General features: G+C 40.4%; 10 protein-coding genes and 2 pseudogenes. 9 read left to right on the forward strand and 3 right to left on the reverse strand.

Translation table 11 applies throughout. The annotated features are described in order from the left end of the window. Positions 1–109: 109 nt before the first annotated feature. From F3I09_RS34500 to F3I09_RS29030, 3 genes are all read left to right on the forward strand, one after another. Positions 110–454: a ribbon-helix-helix domain-containing protein gene (locus F3I09_RS34500; protein WP_223233128.1), complete on the forward strand. Its 345-nt coding sequence runs from the start codon at positions 110–112 to the stop codon at positions 452–454. Positions 455–585: 131 nt separating this feature from the next. Next, positions 586–2,223 (forward strand): recombinase family protein, encoded by a 1,638-nt coding sequence (locus F3I09_RS29025; RefSeq protein ID WP_149698562.1) that lies wholly within the window; start codon positions 586–588, stop codon positions 2,221–2,223. After that, a complete protein-coding gene (locus F3I09_RS29030) occupies positions 2,162–2,857 on the forward strand; it encodes a reverse transcriptase domain-containing protein (RefSeq protein ID WP_149698563.1) in 696 nt (231 codons plus the stop codon). The genes F3I09_RS29025 and F3I09_RS29030 overlap by 62 nt, the downstream gene beginning before the upstream one ends. A gap of 179 nt (positions 2,858–3,036) precedes the next feature. On the opposite strand, the gene F3I09_RS29035 is transcribed toward F3I09_RS29030, so the two are convergent. Beyond that, the gene (locus F3I09_RS29035; protein ID WP_149698564.1) at positions 3,037–3,957 is read right to left on the reverse strand and encodes a zinc-binding dehydrogenase; all 921 of its coding nucleotides are present in this window, start codon (positions 3,955–3,957) and stop codon (positions 3,037–3,039) included. A 112-nt stretch (positions 3,958–4,069) separates the two neighbouring features. Between F3I09_RS29035 and F3I09_RS29040 the strand changes: the two genes are divergently transcribed. The 3 genes from F3I09_RS29040 to F3I09_RS29050 all read left to right on the forward strand — a co-directional run bounded on the left by F3I09_RS29040 (position 4,070) and on the right by F3I09_RS29050 (position 13,442). Beyond that, on the forward strand, positions 4,070–4,504 hold the full coding sequence (locus tag F3I09_RS29040; protein ID WP_149698565.1) for a helix-turn-helix domain-containing protein: 435 nt from the start codon (positions 4,070–4,072) through the stop codon (positions 4,502–4,504). Positions 4,505–5,687: 1,183 nt separating this feature from the next. Next, positions 5,688–9,008: an RHS repeat domain-containing protein gene (locus tag F3I09_RS29045; RefSeq protein WP_149698566.1), complete on the forward strand. Its 3,321-nt coding sequence runs from the start codon at positions 5,688–5,690 to the stop codon at positions 9,006–9,008. Between the two features lie 21 nt (positions 9,009–9,029). Further along, positions 9,030–13,442, forward strand: a complete 4,413-nt coding sequence (locus tag F3I09_RS29050) for a DUF6443 domain-containing protein (RefSeq protein ID WP_149698567.1) — start codon at positions 9,030–9,032, stop codon at positions 13,440–13,442. Between the two features lie 879 nt (positions 13,443–14,321). On the opposite strand, the gene F3I09_RS29055 is transcribed toward F3I09_RS29050, so the two are convergent. Then, a complete protein-coding gene (locus F3I09_RS29055) occupies positions 14,322–15,203 on the reverse strand; it encodes an NmrA family NAD(P)-binding protein (protein WP_149698568.1) in 882 nt (293 codons plus the stop codon). Positions 15,204–15,747: 544 nt separating this feature from the next. After that, a complete protein-coding gene (locus tag F3I09_RS29060; protein ID WP_149698569.1) occupies positions 15,748–16,629 on the reverse strand; it encodes a hypothetical protein in 882 nt (293 codons plus the stop codon). Positions 16,630–17,401: 772 nt separating this feature from the next. Between F3I09_RS29060 and F3I09_RS34505 the strand changes: the two are divergent. From F3I09_RS34505 to F3I09_RS29075, 3 genes and pseudogenes are all read left to right on the forward strand, one after another. Next, a pseudogene (locus F3I09_RS34505) lies at positions 17,402–17,620 on the forward strand (hypothetical protein); the annotation flags it as partial. A 125-nt stretch (positions 17,621–17,745) separates the two neighbouring features. After that, a pseudogene (locus F3I09_RS29070) lies at positions 17,746–17,916 on the forward strand (transposase); the annotation flags it as partial. Between the two features lie 586 nt (positions 17,917–18,502). After that, positions 18,503–20,443: an ATP-binding protein gene (locus tag F3I09_RS29075; protein ID WP_149698570.1), complete on the forward strand. Its 1,941-nt coding sequence runs from the start codon at positions 18,503–18,505 to the stop codon at positions 20,441–20,443. Positions 20,444–20,535 lie beyond the last annotated feature (92 nt).

The raw sequence follows: 20,535 nt of genomic DNA on the forward strand, positions 1-20,535 counted from the left end.
TTAGCTCCACGTACACACCCACAAACATTGAGTTTTTAAGGAGAATACCTATTAAAAGGGGGAAGTTTTAAGTTTATGTATATCATAAAAAGTATTACATTTATGATAAATGGAAAGATCGCAGAATTCCGAGTTGGTCAAACGCATCAACCAGGCATTTTCTTTGCTTCAGAAGAACAAACCTCAGCCACATATAGTGGAGCTGTTGATGAAGAAATATGGAGTGTCCCAAATTCAGGCATATCGTTATATTCAATTAGCCAGAGAGATCAACGAGAAGATGGCCATACCGGAGAGTTCCGTAGTATTTACGGTCAAATTGCCACCGACACTGATCAGACGAATAAAGAAGCTATCCGAATCCAAAGGTTTGTCGATCAGCAGAGTGGTCCATACTGCGCTGGAAGAATTTTTAGCAAAGAAGGAGCATGTCAAAGAAGGAGAGACAAGTTAAGGAATCATTTAACTATGATCGGTTGTGGGAGCAAAAGCTCTCACAGGTATATCATCTCCTTGTTCCGGCAGGTAGGCCGGTTGTTTTCAGTGAACAAAATCCTGATGAATTAACTGAACAAACTTCAGTATATGAAAACAGCAGCGATTTATACGAGAGTATCGTCCGATCAGCAAAAGGATAAAAAGACGATAGGTAGCCAGGTGGATGAATTATTGCATTTTGCCCAGGAACAGGGCTATCTTGTACCAGAGGAATATATATTTAGAGATGAAGGGTACAGCGGAGCCATATTGGTTCGCCCCGGTCTTGAAAGAGTAAGAGATCTAAGTGCTGAGGGGCAGATACAGGCAGTATTAATATACAGTCCAGACAGATTAAGCCGTAATTATGCATACCAGGTAGTACTCATGGATGAATTTGCGTCATGCGGTACAGAAGTATTATTTATCAACTCACCGAAAGCAGATACCCCAGAGGAAGCCTTATTGTTGCAATTCCAGGGCATGATAGCCGAATACGAACGGGCTATTATTAAAGAGCGATCACGCAGGGGGAAACGATTTAAAGCAAAATCGGGTGTGGTGAGTGTATTGTGCGGAGCGCCGTATGGCTATAATTATATCAAGAAGACAGATGATACATCCGCATACTATGAAATTAATGAGCAGGAAGCTTCGGTTGTAAGAGAAATGTTTCGGATGTATACAGAAGATTTTTGTGGTATAGGTACAGTTGCAAGAAAATTTACTTCGGAGAAAATACCAACAAGGAAGAATATAGGCAAATGGGAACGGTCCGTTATCTGGGCAATGTTACGAAATCCGGCTTACTGTGGAAAGGCATGCTATGGTAAAACAGAACATGCTGAACGGCAGCGGATCACCAAACCATTGAGGGCCCAAGGAGGTTTTGTGGCTCAAAGTGGTTGTAACAGAGAGAAACCGAGGGAAGAATGGATTGAGATAGCTGTCCCTGCGATAATCAGCCAGGAGACGTTTGATATTGCGCAGGAAAGACTAAAGAATAATAAGCTTCATTCCCAGCGGAACACAAAAGTGGAAACATTGCTTCAGGGAATGATGGTGTGCAGCGAATGTGGTTATTCTTTATACAGGACGCATACAACCACATCAGCAAAAAAGAAGATATACTATTATCGGTGCTTTGGTTCAGATGCTTACCGTTTTGAAGGAGTGCGTAAGTGCAATTGCAAACCAATTAGGCAGGATTACCTGGACAATATTGTATGGCAACAACTAGTGGCGTTGCTGGAAGAACCAAAGCTGATCCAAAGAGAAGTGGAAAAACGTGTAGAGGAGACCAAAAAAGCGAGTCCTGTAATAAAACAAAAGGAAATCATAGTGAAGCAGCGTACCAAATTATTGCAGTCGATGGATAAGTTGTTGGATGCCTACCAGGAAGGTCTTATTACAATTGTTCAGCTGCGAAAAAGGATGCCTGATTTACAAAAGCGGATAAATACGATAGATAAGGAGCTGGAGAGCCTAAAAAATCATGAACTGGCATTGGATCAGCGGCTTCAATTGCTGGATGCGGAAAGTTTTACCAGTCAGTTAGGATTGAATGTAAAACAATTGGACATAAAGGAGAAAAAGAAGATTCTAAGACTACTGGTAAAGGAAGTTGTGGTTGGCGATGATATTATAGATATCAAGCACTCCATACCTTTAAAAGAGGCTAAGAATGAGAAGAATAGTAAAAGTTACCAATTGTGTACGAGGAGTAATATCTCCGTTACTAAGTAACATTTACCTGCACTATGTACTGGATACCTGGTTCAAAGATCAAATCCAGCGATTACTGAAGGATGACAGCTTTATGATCCGTTTTGCAGATGACTTTTTGTTGGGATTTACCAACAAGGAAGATGCATTACGAGTGATGGAAGTTTTACCCAAACGATTAAGTAAATACGGGCTGACCCTACATCCGGACAAGACTAGATTAATAGACCTGAACGATGATGGAGAAGGCCATCCCCGAACCACGTTTGACTTCTTAGGTTTTACTCACTATATAAGTAAAAGCCGAAATGGAAAACGTATTCTTAAGCGTAGAACAAGCAGTAAGAAACTGAATGCAGCTTTGAAACGGCTGAGTGACTGGATCAAGTTCTATAGACACAAGCTACCCATAGCTGAACTTGTAGCATCACTAAACCAGAAGCTACGCGGCCACTATGCCTATTATGGTATAACATTCAATATCAGGAAGCTGCATACGTATTATAACCGGACTAAATGCTTGCTCTATAAATGGCTAAACCATCGCGGAGGTAAGCATGTCTGGACATGGGAAAAGATAAGAAAGCTCACGATGGAATGGATACCCCTTGTAAGACCGAAGGTCTATCACAGCTACCGATTAGCGAAACCGTAAATAGAGGAACCGTATGCGGGAAATCCGCTCGTACGGGTCTGTGGGGGAGCGGGGAGGTAACGATCCGCTCTACCCGGAACCAATTCGTTTTGATTGTAAAGGAATTACATCTTCATCAAAAATGATTCACATCGCCTTCACTGGCTTGTACTTAGGATTCACCATCTGAGTCCTTTCTATTAAACCTTCAAAATCACCTTCCCAAATACCGCCCCAGATTCTAATCGTTTGTGAGCCTCCGCGACTTCAGCCAAAGCATAAACTTTATCAATCACTGGCGTAACCTTCTTCTCCATCGCCAACCTGAAAATATCCTCCATAGCTGTCACAATATCTTCTTTACCAATAGAATTCAAACTCAGAAATGAAATCCCTAACGACCGTTGATACCCCTGCAATAAACTCATCCCAAATTCTACTGGTGGAAACCCTCCGGCTATTCCATTTATTACATACCTGCCATTCGCCTTTAACCGTCCAATGAAACCAGCGATGGTTTCCCCCGCCACCGGATCAATAATGCCATCCACCTCTTGCAGATTATTATCAAACTCCAATACGCCGATCTTCGCCAGTTTCCGTCGCTTATCCTCTGATCTGCTCGATGCAATAACTCTAAGACCACTTACCAGGGACAATTGTATCGCCGTCACACCAATGCCACCACCGGCACCCCTTACCAACACAACATCTCCTGGGTTTAAATGCCCCTGCCGCAAAGAAAAATAACCTACCAACGCGTTGATGCCCAATGCTACCGCCTCCTCAGCAGACAATCCTTCTGGTATCTCACAGATATCTTTAACATGAGCCACTATCTGCTCTGCGTAACACCCACCATCATTCGCCTTCACAAACACCCGTTTGCCTATCCAATAAGCCGGCCCGGCTATAACCCTTCCCGCCGCCTCAATCCCCAACAAATGCTCCGCCGGTACCAGCCCCGGATACTGCCCACTTCTAATAATCACATCCACTAATCCTACCCCACATGCCTCCACAGCTACTAACACCTGATCTACTCCGGCTCTCAACTCCGGCCCATCTGCAACTATCAATACCTCCGGTCCTCCAAATCTTTCCATACGAATTGTGCGCATACTTTTTTTATCTGCAAAACTATTCCCTTAAATCCTCCTCAGTACTATCACTTACCTCCAGGAAACTGGTTCCTCACAGGTAACTAATCTAAACAATAACTACCTTTGTAACATGAAGCGGAAAGATAATATCCCACCAATCACAGCGTGCGCGTATAATCACCTTGCCATCAAAGACGCCGTATCCATGCTATCCGGAAAATGGACAATCCACGTTCTCTGTATACTCCTGCAACGTGGCAGCTTATGCTTCCTCGATATCGTACGACATGTACATGGCATTTCCGCCAAAACCCTAACCAAAGAACTTCGTGAAATGGAACTGAATGATCTTATTACGCGCACCGTCCAAAACACCCGCCCTATAACCGTCTTATATACACTGACTGACCATGGCAAGACCCTGGAAAATGTCATCTTCACATTACTCTCATGGGGACTCGACCATCGCAAACACCTAACTGGGAAAAACATTCTGGGCGAAAAGAACATTGTTAGCTACATCTCAGAAATGAAACAGGAATGGCCCGTAAATCAAATAAAATAAAAAGCAAGACTGACATCCAGTCAAAATATTCATATAGATATCATTAAGGACTACAGTGTTACCATTGATAATAAGTAAGTTATATGCAAAATGACGTAGATCCTCCTGTAAAATGTTACCTTTTGATATGTTAAGTAACCAATAATCAGATTATAAGCCTATACAAATGGATTCGTTACCTAAATATTGGAAAGTTGTATGCTCTCTCAGGGTGACTTATTTGATTAGTATATACTATATCCACATGAAGGCTTTTATAATATTTGTATCTTTATTGTTTTTCATTTCATGCAATCAAACCCTGTTTGTGCCGAAAGGGAATATAATACATAATCAGCGGGGATACCTTGTCTTTTATTATTCTAAGAATGAGGCCTTGTTTTTTCCTTCTGCCAGTACCGTTAATGTTGAATTTGTAACCCGTAATCATTTGAACGGGTATAGCTTGGAAATTGGGAAAAGGGTTTTAATTATCTGATGGCAATAGCGGATAGCATAACAGTATTGCAAAGTGTGAAGCGGGACAATGAAACGCCGACTGTGGAAAATGTAGTGAGGTTGTTGCCCGTAAACATTATGTATTATTGGGGAGATAACTACAGATCAAAAAAGCCGGCATCTGATGATGAGAGGATCACCATCAGATATTTTTGGGGTGATAAGAATTTCAAATTGCTTTATCGCCTATATGACAGCCGAACTATTATGTCCATTACACCGGTAAGAAAATAGGAAAGGACAAGTTGACAAAGATGTTCAATTCGATTGATCCTGAGCGATAATATTTTTTTCATGCGGGGTCTCTGAATGCTATTTCATTACGATAGCATTAAAGATCCTGCTTTATTAGTTGCAGCAGCCTGGTCCTTCCGACGTAGATACAATGCGTTTTTAGTTACGTTCTTTGTATGGAAAGTGGGATTAGTAATAGCATAATTGTACAACGAATGTGGTATGTGATTTTTAATGTTGTTTTTTAACCTTTGAAGTAGTTAAAGTTTTATGTTGCCCAATAGCCGTTGTGGTTACCTATACTTTGTTCGTACGAAATTGCAATTCCGGTTTAGATCTTAGCCTTATACATATAGATAGTTGGATTATCATAGCTCTGTTTATGGTAATCGACATAGTCTTGCCAGGGTTAGGAGAAAGAAATTTTTAAGAGTAGATATATTAGTTTGATATGAAGAAGATCCTAATACCGTGTATCCTGACTGCTTTTGTCATGAATTCGTTTGGTCAGGTAAACAATAATCTTAATCCGGGATTTGACAGCCCGGTGCCACCATCTCCCAATGCAGCAGCGCTTACTAAATTTGGCAATGTACCAGTAGGACCGGCAACCGGGATCCCGCAGTTAACGATTCCTATATACCAATATGCAAGCAAGAGCAACGGTTTGTCTTTACCTGTTTCCCTAGATTATCATGCAGGTGGAGTAAGGGTGGAAGAAGTCGCGTCGAATGTCGGTCTTGGGTGGGCGCTCAATGCAGGAGGCGTTGTGTCCAGGGTGGTGAAAGGCACACCTGATGAAGATCAGGACGGGTTTTTAAATACGCCATGGTTTGATGGTGCTACGGGGAATAGTCCGGCAACCGCTCCATCATTTAAACCTTTTGTGAAGGCCTATAACAGGACATTGGATATTGAGGCAGACCTTTTCACCTTTAATTTTAATGGACGGTCCGGAAGGTTTGTTTATGGAAGAAACGGCGATATCTTAATGATAGATGCGCAAAAGGTGAAGATAGAAAAAGAGACAACCACCTATACTGGTGGTGAGATCAGAATTACAAAGTTTACAATCACGGATGAAAATGGTGTGAAATACATTTTCGATGCCACTGAAACAACATCGCTTTCAGGAGTTGGACTCCATGCTCAGTTTAATTCTTCCTGGTATCTGACAGCCATTCAGGCTTCGTCTGGTCAGGATAATATTACCTTGGAGTATGACGATGTTCACATTAACGACTATACAACCTCTGTTACAGAAACAGAGGTTGCCGATCTTTATCCCAGCGGATCCTATTCTGGTCAGACGGTACTGGGCTCGACATCCATTCACCGCCAGCAGGTTTTTGGAAAGAAGCTGAAGAAAATTTCTTTCCCTGATGGGCTTAATATTCAGATGGTTTACAATACCACTCCAAGAACTGACCTGCCAAATGATTATCTGCTTTCACGAATATTAATCCAGGACCCTAATAAGCAGTTGGGAAGAGGGTATATGCTTGAGCAGGATTATTCCCTTGGCAACAGGGCAACTCTTTTAAAGGTAATACCGTTCGCAGGGCTTAATGCGGAAGTACAGGATGCTCCTTATCAATTTTTTTATAAACCCAATTTACCAGCACGATTGGATAATCACCAGGATCATTGGGGCTATCCAACTACCTGGTCGGTTTCGGGCAATGGTAGAATACCACATGAGATTTTTGCGCAAAATGTTGGCGGATTGTTCGAACTACCGGGTGTTAACCGGGATACGGACCCTACTGGTTGCCTGGCAGGTTCTTTATATAAAATTACTTACCCTACGGGCGGCTGGACGGAATTTCAATTAGAGCCTAATGAGGCTTATGACGGTTGGTTAAGTCAAAACTTTTCAGTAGTGGTGGAAGGCCCCGCTTACATTGACAAAGGGCAATCCTATAATTTATATACCAGCAATGGCACGCCTGATTATCAGGACACCTATTTTACTTTTGACGGTGCACCGGATGCCAATGAATTTACTTTAACCCTGCAACCAACCAGCTTTGGACAAAATTGCAGCGGACTCTGTGTGGTAAGAGTCGAGATTTTTCCGCCTACGGGTAGTGCAATGATATCAAGGGATTTTACCTCCCCTTTGACACAATCGTCCCTTACCTTTAACCTGCCGGACCTTGTAAAGGGTACTCAATACCGGACAAGGTTCTACTACAGTATGCTCAGCGTCAGCACTTATAGTGCAATCGCCCAGTTGAAATGGAGAGAGAAGCAGTCGGAAACGTCACATACAGTCACCTATAGCCACGTACAACCATATGTTGGCGGTTTACGGGCAAAGAAAATTGCCGATTACGACGGAATTTCCGCAGTTCCGGCTACAGCAAGAGAGTACGGATATAAGGCGGAAGATGGCTTATCCTCTGGCGCCTTGTTGACATACCCCACCTACACTTACACAACTCGTTACGAGGGATTATTAAATGTGTCGATAGGGAATGGAATTAACTATGAGGGAGGCCAGCCACTGATACGCCTTCGTCAAAGTTCTTCTGCTCATGATATTTTATATACAGCCGGGAGCCCTGTTGCCTACAAGCGCACGGTCGAATATTTAAAGAATAATGGTAAGAGTAATGGTAAAATTGAACGGTTCTTTAGCTCTGCAAGCACAGGTTCAGCTGGAACGTTTCCTTTCGTACCATCTACAAACGCCACCTGGTTCTGGGGAGCTTTAACGAAAGAAGTTGTTTATGATGCGAATGATAATATTGTTAAAACAACAGAAAATGGATATACGAATAAATTGAACCCTGATTACTCCAATGCCGCCGTGTTGCGCAACTTTACTTCTTATTCCATTGCACCGGTGTCATATAACATACCTGATAATTATAATGAAAGATTTACGTCAGTTAAAGTATCCGGTTATCCGGCTGTGTCATTTTTGTATAATGATTATCTGCCTTTGGCCGGAAGAACAGATATTGAAAGTACTGTTGTTACCGAAAGGGACCCTTCAACAGGGCAAACCATTACAACTATCAGCGGTTATGAATATGACCCGAATTACTACTACGTAAAGAAAAAGAAGTTTGTCAACAGTAAGAATCAGGATGTAGCGGAAGTGTATACTTATCCGGTGGATAAAGTAACTGCTGGTCAGACAGATCCTTACCAGGATATGGTGAGCCGTAACATGATTGCTCCTGTTATCGAGACGGAGCAGCAGGTGAACCAGATGAGGCAGAAGAAGTTATCTACGAATTACAAGAAAAACTGGCCGGATAATGCCATTTCCATTTTGCCACAAACGGTTCAGACGCAAACACAAAACAGCCCCGCGGAAATTAGGTTAAGATACTATGCTTATGATAATAAGGGAAATCCTAAAGCTGTGGGTCCTGAGAATGGAATGGTGACATGTTATGTATGGGGCTATAATAAGCAATATCCTATAGCAGAGATCAAAAATGCTGATTACGCTACTGTAGAAAGCATACTTGGAGGGGCAACGACGGTTTCTAACTTCGGCGCCCAGGTGAGTCCTACAGATGCTGCAATAAACAGTTTTCTTGCGCCACTTCGTTCTGATGCGAGACTTAAGAATGCCCTTATCAATACGTATACCTATTCTCCATTGTATGGAGTAACTACTGTTTCTGATCCGAACAGCAGAACAAATACCTATGAGTATGATGGTTTTGGCAGGTTGAAACTGATCAGGGATCAGAATGGCAAGATCGTAAAGCAATATGATTATCAATACCAAAAGCCTATCACCCAGTAGTTAATTCTCTAAACTATGAACATGCAAAAATTTATATCACCTATACTAAAAACAGGCGCAGGTTTGATACTGCTGGGAGGAAGCCAGTTTGTATCTGCACAAAATGCTCCCAATAGCAGTGGCCGTCCTGCAGCTACTGCAACAACGGTACCTTCGTCTTATACTAACACTACGATCAACTACGTTCGTACCTGGGAGCCCAGCATGCCTTCTTCTGATCCTGCAGCGGTAAGTGCATCTACAGATATAAATGCGGTAACGCAAACTACTCAGTATTTTGATGGTTTGGGAAGGCCGTTGCAAACAGTCTCCAAAGGTATTACCCCCGGGGGTAAAGACCTGGTCGCACCAGTTAAATATGATGATTTTGGCCGCGAGCAATATCAGTATTTGCCCTATGTTCCTAAATCAGGCAATACTAATGATGGCAAGTTTAAAGTTGATCCATTCAATGGGCAAAAAGCTTTTTACCAAGATGCTACTCTCGCCCCTGGCGCTACCGGGGAAAGTATTTACTATGGGCAAACGGAATACGAAACGTCGCCTCTGGGTCGTGTATTGAAAACCTATGCGCCGGGCAATAGCTGGGCAAAAGAAGGCGGTAATCGTCCGATAACGATGCAATATGAAGTAAATACAGCTAATGATGGTGTAAGGATATGGGACATCCCCACTTCAGGTACTATTCCTACCAGCGGAACAGGCCGGACATATGCAGCAGGGAGCCTGTATAAGCAAACCATCAAAAGTGAAAGTGGTATGCGGGTAGTTGAGTTCAAGGACAAAGAGGGCCGGGTAGTGTTGAAAAGAGTTGAGTTAACAGCTGGCGCGGCTGATGGGCATACCGGCTGGTTATGTACGTATTACGTATATGATGATTTTGGAAATTTGCGGGCGGTTATACCTCCCAAAGCGGTGGAATTAATTAAAAGCAATTGGACTATTTCCCAGGAAATTGCTGATGAACTGTGTTTTCAGTACCAGTATGACGGTCGCAATCGCATGATGACGAAAAAGATACCAGGAGCCGCTGTCATAGAAATGGTCTACGACGTACGCGATCGTTTGGTATTCAGTCGTGATGGTAATCTGAAAAGCAAAAACCAATGGTTGGTGACTTTCTATGATCCATTGAACCGTACTACCATGACAGCGCTATACAACTCCTCTGCTACCCGCGATGCCTTGCAAATCAGTATGAACAGCGCTACAAGCAATACTCAGGATATCAGCTATACTTTTCCCGGCATAGCAGATCTGGTAATAGCAAATCATGACGGCAGGCCGGAGTATGAAGCAACGAACAGTATTACTTTTCAAGGTGGTTTTGACTCAGGAGCTGGTGAAATGCTGGCGGAGGTTGATCCATCTGCTAATCAGGGTGCCACCAGTATTACTGCGACTAACCCGCTGCCCAGTATCCTTGCCAGTGCATTGACTCCGCTTACATATACATTTTATGATGATTATAGCTTTACAGGTAAGCAGAATGCATTAACAGCAGATTTTACCAAGCCGCAGTATAACGGTAGCTCTTATGCAGAGGTGGTTTCCAGCACCAGCAACGCCACGAAGGGGCTCGTGACCGGTAATAAAATACGGGTACTGGGTACAGACCAGTGGCTGACCAGTACTACCTACTATACAGACAAAGGCCGCACGCTGCAAACGATCTCCGATAATGTGAGTGGTGGAAAAGACATTGTAACCAGTCTATATGACTTTAGCGGAAAACTGCTCAGCACTTATCTGCGACATAATAATCCGCGTAGCAGCGTAACACAACAGACAACGGTCATGACGCAACAGCTTTTTGATGCAGCGCGGAGAGTGAAAGCCGTTCAGAAACAACTCAACGATGCAGGCGCCCTCAAAATTATAACAGATAACAGCTACGATGAGCTTGGGCAACTGAAAACAAAAAGGATCGGGGCTACCGGCGCCAGTACACAGCTGGAAACGTTGAACTATGAATATAACCTTCGTGGCTGGCTGAAGAGCATCAACAAAGGATTTGTAGCCACGGCTGGTAGTACCAGTAACTGGTTCGGTCAGGACCTAAGCTATGATTATGGTTATTCCACGAATCAGTATAATGCCAATATCGCTGGTATAAAATGGAAAAGTAAGGGCAATGGCATCCAGCGTTCTTACGGTTACAATTATGATAATGCCAATCGTTTAATAGTAGCGGATTACACCCAACAGAATAGTGGTAGTACTAACTGGACAAGAGACCAAATGGACTTTTCCGTTAGCAACCTAGCCTATGATGCCAATGGCAACATCAGCGCTATGACCCAGAAAGGGATGGTGGGTACTACTATCACCACTATAGACCAGTTGACCTACGCTTATCAGCCTAATAGTAATAAGCTGGCCTCCGTGGGTGATCTCGGCACTACTACTGCAACCACGGGGTTGGGTGATTTTATCAATGGCAATGCCTCTGGTGATGACTATGTTTACGATGCAAATGGCAGCATGACAAAAGACCTTAACAAGAGCATTGCCAATATCACATACAATCACCTTAGTCTGCCAGAGGTTATAACTGTTACTGGCAAGGGAAGCATCCAATATAAGTATGATGCCAGCGGTAATAAGCTTCAGAAAATAGTGACGGACAATACATCGGCACCTGGAAGAGTAACTAATACTACCTATATCGGAGGTTTTGTTTACCAGAACGATACGCTGCAATTCCTCGCCCATGAGGAGGGTCGTATTCGTGCCGTGTTCGAACCTGGTAATCCCGTTGTTTATGCATACGACTACTTCCTGAAAGACCATCTGGGAAATACCAGAACTGTGCTGACGGATCAGACGGACTTTACAATGTATGCTGCTACTATGGAAACTGAGTCCGCGGCTAAGGAAGTGGCATTATTTAGCAATGTGGAGGATACACGTGCTGAAAAACCGTCCGGTTATCCCGATGATCAGACTGCTGAAAAAAACAAGTTTGTTGCTAAGTTGAATGCAAAGGCAGGAGGGAAGAAGATCGGCCCTTCATTGGTGCTACGTGTAATGGCAGGGGACACAGTGAAGATCGGTGCAAAAGCGTTCTATAAGTCAGAGGGCCCCGCTGATAATAAAGCAAAAGCCCCGGTAGAGGATATAGTCGCTGGATTGGTACAGGCTTTTGGTAGCGTAGGTGAAAATGGTTCACACGCTGCTCAAGTTGTCTCTAACAATACGCCTTTTAATGCGGATTTTTATAATAACAACTATCAACGTTTGAAGGAGAAAAACAAGGACAATGGGCCGGCTGATCGACCAAAGGCATATTTGAACTTTGTTTTATTCGATGATGATTTCAAATTAGTAGAGGGTAATAGTGGCGTAAATCAGGTAAAAGCAAGTCCGGACGAACTGCAGGAACTTGGCGCCGGGAAAATGGCCGTGGAAAAGAGTGGATTTTTGTATGTTTATACAAGCAATGAGAGTCAGCAGGATGTGTTCTTTGATAATGTTACGGTGGCAGCAATTAGTGGGCCGTTGTTAGAGGAGACGCATTATTATCCGTACGGATTGACGATGGCGGGCATCTCTACGAATGCGTTGAAGGGAATGAATTATCCTGAGAATAGGATGAGATACAATGGTAAAGAATTACAGAATAAGGAATTCGGAGATGGAAGTGGTTTGGAATGGTCTGATTATGGAGCGAGGATGTATGATATTCAAATTGGAAAGTGGCAGGTTGTGGATCCCCTTGCTGAAAAAATGAGGCGGCATTCTGTGTATAATTATGCCTTTAATAACCCTATAAGGTTTATCGATCCGGACGGTATGGGGCCTAATGATGTAATACTTAGAGGGACTATGAAAAATAAAGCCTTTAATGAATTGGAAAAGTCTGTGGCAGGGCAATTAAGTCTGTCCATGAGTACAACTGGCAAGGTGACTTACCAAAGGATAGATGGAAAGGTTCCGGATAAAGACGCGGTACAGCTTATGAATGCAATTGATGATCATAGTGTCATAGCTAACGTCAATGCTACGGGAAAAAATAGTACCCCAAACGGAGAAATTGTGGTAGGTGGAGCTTTTCTTGGCACTGATGTGATAACACAAGATGGTATTACTAAGGCGGTGTCGTTTCAACAAGTTAATCCTGATCAATTGGAATCCCAAAGTAATTATTATGGAAAGCCAGGAAAAGATATGCTTCACGAGGTAACGGAGTCTTACATAGCAGGACGGCTCTCACAAACTACTAATGAAGCGTCTTCTCAATCGGGCGCAGCTTTAAGTGTTTATGAGATTGCGCATGCTACTGCAGTACCACAATCAGGTGAGCAGTTTGAAGATGATCAGGATGCAAACGGAAAACATGTAAGTCAGCCGGTGTCAGGAGGTACGATTATTTATTTTAATCAAATGAAGGGTAAGAAGGATAATATACTGTATACATACCCTGTCCCATAACAAATATTGGTCATGAAAAATTTGCTATTTTTTATTTTTGTGTTTCTTGTATGTTTTCAACAAGGATTTTCTCAAACGAGAGTTGATTCGGTTCCGATTTTAGAGGGAAGGTACAGGATTTGTGGTATTGACTCCATTGAATCAGTGTATATCATATACGCCCAAAAGGGTAATCCAATTATTAAGATTGCCTCGCCAAAGGCAAATGTGTGTAATTGTGAGACTGTTGCAATTGGTCGATATTATGACCTACAATTAAAATCACGTCTATCCAATCGGGCAGGAAAGGCTCACACTGCGGGAGTGATGGTTGGTAATGTACTTGTAAGGTTGGAAGGAGATAAAGTGATCTGGGATCTGTTTAGATGTTTGAATATGAAGGGACTATGTTTTCTGCAAACAAGCGACACTTCAGCTGTAGTGGAGGAATGAGTGCTGGAAAATAGTATCTTATTATAAAACAACACCCAGACCGAAAGTGATTGGTGTCTTTTCATGCAGGTGTCTGAATACTATTACAGTAAAATAGCGTTCAGACATCTGCTTTATTAGTTGAGACAGCATGATCCTTGCAACGCAGATACAATGCGTTTTTAGCTAAAATAGCGTTTTACACTTTCGCAGGTGTAAAGAACATTAAACAGACACTATCTCAAAGCCAGCCATTAGTATGGTTTCCCTTTGCCTACAGAAATATTTCAGCTTTGTTTCATCAGCTTTTGTAAAATGTGAGAATCCAGCGTTAGTGCCTATTGTCCCTTTAGGCAAGGACTTGGTCGCCATGATGGTGGTATAGACACGTTTTTTTAGGATATAAAAAATGGCTGGAATTTCTTCCGGCCATGAGTAAAAAAATACTTATCATAATTTTAATGATGATTAATTATCTTTAGAACGTAATTCCTTTATTTTTTTGATTCCTATTTCATCCATCCATTGTTCAAAGCCTGTTAGCTTTGGCATCCAAGATGATATAAATTTGTAGTCGATAGGAGCATAACCTTCTTTGTCGATCATTTCAACCAGCTTCGCAAATGTTTCACTTTGTTGATAAAGTACTTCTAAGGGTACTTGTACGAAATTGATTGGTTGGTTCAACTTCTCCTCCAATAGCTTTAAAACTTGTTTAGGTGTAAAAAGCTCACCTCCAAAATCAACTGTTTTACCATTGAATTCTTTATAATTCTGAAATATTATTCCGGCAAAAGTTCCAATATCACCGGTGGCTACCCAAGGGATCGCTTTTTCTTCAGGTAGGGGATTGATAAACTTGCTCTCTCCCAATCCGAAACTTGGCAAAAGTAGATTTTCCATAAAGGAAGCAGGTCTAATTACTGCTCCTTGTAAATTGCTTTCTAATAAGTGTTTTTCGATTGTAAATTTAAATTTTGGTCTAAATAAATCCTGTTTATCCGATCCAAGAACTGATGAATAAAGAACAAATTTAACGCCTTGTTCCTCTGCAAATTTGATTGCTTGTATTCCAATTTCTGCTTCTTTCTCATCCGTTTCTTTGCTGGAAACCCAGACAGGAGGTAGGACTAAAAAAAGCCCGTCGACTTTTTTAAATATGTCACTTAAACCTTCAATATCTTCTAAATCGCCTTTCACCAAAATTGCTCCTGCTTTTTTTAAATTATCGGCTTTTGAAGATTGAGGATTTCGGGTAAGTGCAAATACCTCAAAATTGTTTTTTAGCAACTCATATACTGCGGCACTACCTTGCTTTCCAGTTGCACCTGTAACTAAGATTCTTTTCATTTTAATATTGTTTACAGCAAAATTACATACATCAACTGGCGGCACTAGACTCCTATGCAAATAAGGACAAGTATTTTGTGCGGGTAGCCCGATTTATGGAGCATTGATTGTAATCAATGCATTATTACGGTGATTGATCCACATGGACCACAGATGATTACAATGGATCTCTGGCCAGAAACAATCTTCCTAAATGCAACAGGGCAACGTATGAGGCGAAGACAGCGTTATCACCATCAGCGTTCAGGGAGTCGTTTAGTTGAGCCTGGAGCAATCGATAGTCGTAGTTACAACTGATCTCATAAAGAAGAGCGTAACTACGACAATGATGGGAATACAAAACTTATAAGTGGTGTAACCTTAAGAAATATTATTATGGTTTTATTACATCGAATACTGTTTTTTCGCCGCTGACCAGACTTAGTTATAAACACATCTCTCGTTATTATTTCGAATCCTTCATTATTAGTTGAAGCAATCGCTGCCCGCTCTCATACTACATACCCGAATGAAAAACGGTAGGAATAAACAAGACCTGAAAGAATTACTGCTTAGCATTCCTATATATAAATATAGCAACGTTGGAATCCTTCGTACCCTCAATGTTAGTAAAATATTCAACCTGCCGAACCGGATATTTTCCCATTGAATCTAACGTATACTTGTATGATTCTATCAGCACGTTTCTGTCATAAAAGTCTTTCCGATAATACGCGGACATCATGTATCTGCTCATTGAAGGAATCAGGTGCGGTGTATTCGTAAGCTCATGCGTAAATACAGGATTGTATCTGGCAATGGCATTCAAAGGGTTCTCTATATTGTTGTACTCGAATATATGGTATTCTATTTTATTATAGTATGGTAGGGGATCATAGTTGGGTATGGGATAGTAATAGTTACTTTGGACGTCTGCATTTCCGGTAAAGGCATTAATTTCCCATGAAAAGTTAATTCTTTGAATTGTATCTGAAGTGTAGTAGTAATTATATACTTTAATTGGCAGCCCACTCGTGTCAAGTTTATATCTGGTCCTGTAATTACTTGGAAAGGCTGTCATTACCAGAGAGTCTTCTTTATAGTAAGTTGCCGTGCTGTGATAATTATTAGGGTAGCTGACCCTGGTAAGTTTACCCTGCTTATCGTAGGCAAAGTTTTTTTTTCCGCTGATGCGCGGAGTATTTTGACTGTAATTAGTATAATAGTATTCAATAAGCCGGTAATTTTCGTCATAAATGAAAGTGTCACGGAGCTCTCCATTAAACCTGGAAATACTTGCAATAATCGGATTGAAAACCATTGTATCCACGGGCGTTATAATCTCAGACGGCGCTGCCGGAATTGTTTTTTCTTTCTTCTGACATGCCGTAAACGCTAAAAGACTAGCAGCAAAGAAGAGTGGCTTACAAATAGGTATAGGTCTCATAGTTTGTATTTTATCCCCGGAGTTTAAGATGCCGCAAAGATAATTAAGATAAATCCATTACTTCAATGAATGTGATAGTATATCAGGACCCAATTGATATAAAACAGAAAATTAGCTCTAGTAGCGGATTTATTAGCATTATATATCTTATTTGAATTAGTTTCTTTTGAAGGATCACCAAAATCAACTAAAATTTCGGGGTGAGATGCGATTTTCCTAGCTAGGGAGTCAAAAACTCTTATGGCCCCTCGGTATATCCCAATGTAATAGGAGCCGTCAAGCTTTCCGGCCACTGCATTCACTTTGTCATTATCAATTATGTCAAAATAAATATCTTCATTAGAGTATAATGAAATCGTTCGCCGACACTCCAAACAAGTTTTTATGCATAAATTCATCATCCTCAACATGTAATCGTATTCCATTTTTGAGGCCAAATATTCTGTTAAATTGATCTTGTTTGTTTGAAATACTCATTTTACGAAATTAATAGTCTTTCTTGGTAAACCCACTCTCAAATTAGGGTTTTAGAATGCTTCCGGTTATCAGATATGAACGCCCACTTCGGATAGGGATGCGAACGATTGTTTTGATAATGGCTATTATCAGGCTAATCCAGGTGATTCCTATTGCAATAGCGATCATTATTATTATTATTATTATTAAGCTGAATAAGAGAGAATTATGGAAATAGTGAATTGTGCTGCCAGGGCTTCGCCGGAATCGAACTGGCTTTATATTGATTAACAAACGGTTGCAGTGTATGTCAGAGGATCTTGATAAGTGGCTGCACTATTACAATACAGAACGCTCCCATAGTGGGCGTTACTGCTTTGGAAAAACACCCATGCAAACCTGGTTAGATAGCAAAGAACTTGCTAATAAAAACAGATTGACCAATTGTATACTACAGCTAAAGCGTCAACCTGAAGTTTTTTTCGATGAAAAATGTATAGTTTTTATAAACGATCTTACGAATCAAATTGATTAATCTGTCAGATCAAGTATTAGCTGTTACAAGTAAGAGATGTAGAATTCTTCTTATTCAGGCTATCTAAAATTTATGCTTAAAAACACAAATCCCCCAAGAATTCAACTTGATCCTTTAAAACGCTTGACAAAACTATTCAACAACATTATTTAGGTATCCTCAACTTCTTTGATAACAGAAGTACCAACGCCGCTGCGGAGTCATTCAATGCCAAAATTAAAGCCTTCCGAAATGCATTACGCGGTGTGAGAGATATTGAATTCTTCCTTTACAGACTAGCCAAAATCTATGCGTAGTATCCGTATCCCCCAAGTTTTCAACTTGATCCCCAAACATCATCCTCGAGCTGATAACAAGGCCCAGAGCGGGCTCAGACGACCATAAAAAGCAAAAGGCCGGAGAATACTCCGACCTTTCCGCTTTTGTGCCCAGTAGCGGAACATTCTCGAACCAAATGATGCTGATCTTTAAAAAGTTAGAGGTGAAGAGGTGATGGATAAGGGCTAATTAAATTAATCTATTTCAGGTTGATGATTCGCAACAGCAATTTAATTGCTCTATAATTGAAGTCCTTTAGTTCTTGCCTTACAGTGTTATTTAATGTCGGTGTCATTTCAGAAATATGCAATAATCTTCAATGACATTTTGTATTTCATATGGATCTGTTATTGTATGCGTCATTAGATCAGTTAAATCGGTTTTATTCTAGACAAGCATCTGAATAATTCATCTTTGAATAGAACTATTTTAAACCCTGGTTTAAAGGTAAATAAAACATTATTCTAATAGCGTCAATTTGGTTGGCGTGTCGCTGTTGATTGTCTTTAAAAAGGGCCTCTTGTTGATTTAATTTTGTATATTATGGTACATAATTTATAATAAATGATATATAAAATAGATCTTTCCCCAAGACCTAAAACCGAAACTGATTCGGTAAAATGGTATGAAGACTATAAAGTCATTCTAGTAGATGAAAATGGGATTTCAAAAAATGAGATTTTAAGCGGTCTTAACAAAGTTAATATTTTTATAGGCCAAAATAATTCGGGAAAGAGTAGGTTTTTGAGAAAACTATATACTCAAGATGTATACAAATATTTTTCAGATTCTAACTTGGAAGAAGTCATTCTTCTGGTGATTGAAAGCTATAAGAAAATTTGCGAACTGTTTGAAGAAAATGATTATAGAAAAAAGATTGGCTTCGATGACATTTTTAATAGATTAGTGGCCGACGCTTCATTAGCGTTCACAAAAGAGGAGGGTAATTATACGCAGATAAAAAGGTTGGGGGATTATGTCAACTATTTGTCAGGATTAAAAGAAATACCAGCAGATAGAAGAAATTCAATTCCTTTAAAAATTGGTATTAAAACCCCTAATGAAATATTGAGTGAGATCAAAGAAAGGGCATCTGATATTAAGATTGTTTTCGATAAAATAAAAGGCTATGATAATTCAAGTTCTAATTCGAGATATAATCGGATATATATACCGATATTAAGAGGCCTACGTCCGTTAGGAACGGAGGATATATATAAGAATAGATTGAAAAAAGAATACTTTAGTGCGCCATCAATTTATCATAAGGCCATCGATAATGTTCATACTGGACATGATATTTATGAAATGGTAAAAAGGTTGCTTCTTGGTTCCAAAGAAGAAAGGGCAAGAGTAAAGAGATTCGAAGAATATATTGGGAGGAAATTTTATGGAGGTCGAGAAATAACCTTGATTCCAAATTATCGAACGGAAGTTCTTCATATTGGAATTGATAAAGATAGAGAGACAGAAATTTATAATTTAGGCGATGGTATTCAGACCCTTATTACACTATTTTATCCCATTTTCTTCGAATCAATAAATCAGGAGACCTTGGTGTTTATAGAAGAGCCAGAAAATTTTTTGCATCCGGGATTTCAGCGTTTATTTCTTGAGGCTTTATTAGATGAAGAATTTAAGCATTGCCAATTTTACTTCACTACTCACTCTAATCATTTTTTAGACATTGCACTAAATGTCGATCAAATATCCGTTTATACCTTCAATAAAATACCATGTGATAATGTGCATCCAACTTTTGAAATTCACCATAGTGTTAAGTCCGATTTAAAATTATTAGATTTGTTAGGTGTCCGTAGTTCTTCTGTATTTATTTCAAATTGTACTATTTGGGTTGAAGGTATAACTGATAGATTGTATATTAAGAAGTTCCTGGATCTATATATGAATGATCTTTTTGAGAAGGAAAATGGTAGGGCTCCTTATTCGGAAGATATTCATTATTCATTTGTAGAATATAGTGGCAATAATATTACGCACTGGAATTTCGATAGTAGTGTCGATACACAACAGATAAAGGCGGCTAGCATATCAAATAAAATATTCTTGATCGCGGATACGGATGGGACGAATTCTGATAAGGCAAGTGCGAAGAAAAAGAGGTTAAGAGATTTAAGGAATATTCTAGGGGTTAATTTCTATCAGTTGCCGTGTCGTGAAATTGAGAATATTCTTAGTCTTGATATTGTTAGAAAAACTGTAGCGAAGTTGGATAATGTAGAGCTTGAGACAATTGTTGTGGATTCAAAACAAGTCAATGAATTGAATTTTGACTATATTGGCATGGGGTCATTTATTGAAGAAAAGTTTAACGCTAGTCGAAAGTTTGCGAGCGATTCCGGTACCATAGCCTGTAAAAAGGATTTTTGTGAAACAGCAGTTGCTTTTATGGATAGTTGGGATACATTAAGTGAGAAGGCAATTGAACTTGTTAATAACATATATAATTTTATTAAAGCTGCAAATGAAATAAGCGAATGTTAGTTTTCCAGTCAACGTCACGCATTTATTAATTAGTGCGGTCAAAGGTATTGTAGGCTTCCCCCAACTTCGGCCAGTGAGTGTTAAGTTAACTG

This window comes from Chitinophaga sp. CF418 (genome assembly GCF_900142925.1).
In the GTDB taxonomy this organism is placed as follows: Bacteria; Bacteroidota; Bacteroidia; order Chitinophagales; family Chitinophagaceae; genus Chitinophaga.

Bases quoted from the DNA above. Each gene is read 5' to 3' on its own strand.
- F3I09_RS34500 (WP_223233128.1), top strand. From the start codon at position 110: ATGGAAAGATCGCAGAATTCCGAGTTGGTCAAACGCATCAACCAGGCA.
- F3I09_RS29025 (WP_149698562.1), top strand. From the start codon at position 586: ATGAAAACAGCAGCGATTTATACGAGAGTATCGTCCGATCAGCAAAAG.
- F3I09_RS29030 (WP_149698563.1), top strand. From the start codon at position 2,162: ATGAGAAGAATAGTAAAAGTTACCAATTGTGTACGAGGAGTAATATCT.
- F3I09_RS29035 (WP_149698564.1), bottom strand. From the start codon at position 3,957: ATGCGCACAATTCGTATGGAAAGATTTGGAGGACCGGAGGTATTGATA.
- F3I09_RS29040 (WP_149698565.1), top strand. From the start codon at position 4,070: ATGAAGCGGAAAGATAATATCCCACCAATCACAGCGTGCGCGTATAAT.
- F3I09_RS29045 (WP_149698566.1), top strand. From the start codon at position 5,688: ATGAAGAAGATCCTAATACCGTGTATCCTGACTGCTTTTGTCATGAAT.
- F3I09_RS29050 (WP_149698567.1), top strand. From the start codon at position 9,030: ATGCAAAAATTTATATCACCTATACTAAAAACAGGCGCAGGTTTGATA.
- F3I09_RS29055 (WP_149698568.1), bottom strand. From the start codon at position 15,203: ATGAAAAGAATCTTAGTTACAGGTGCAACTGGAAAGCAAGGTAGTGCC.
- F3I09_RS29060 (WP_149698569.1), bottom strand. From the start codon at position 16,629: ATGAGACCTATACCTATTTGTAAGCCACTCTTCTTTGCTGCTAGTCTT.
- F3I09_RS29075 (WP_149698570.1), top strand. From the start codon at position 18,503: ATGATATATAAAATAGATCTTTCCCCAAGACCTAAAACCGAAACTGAT.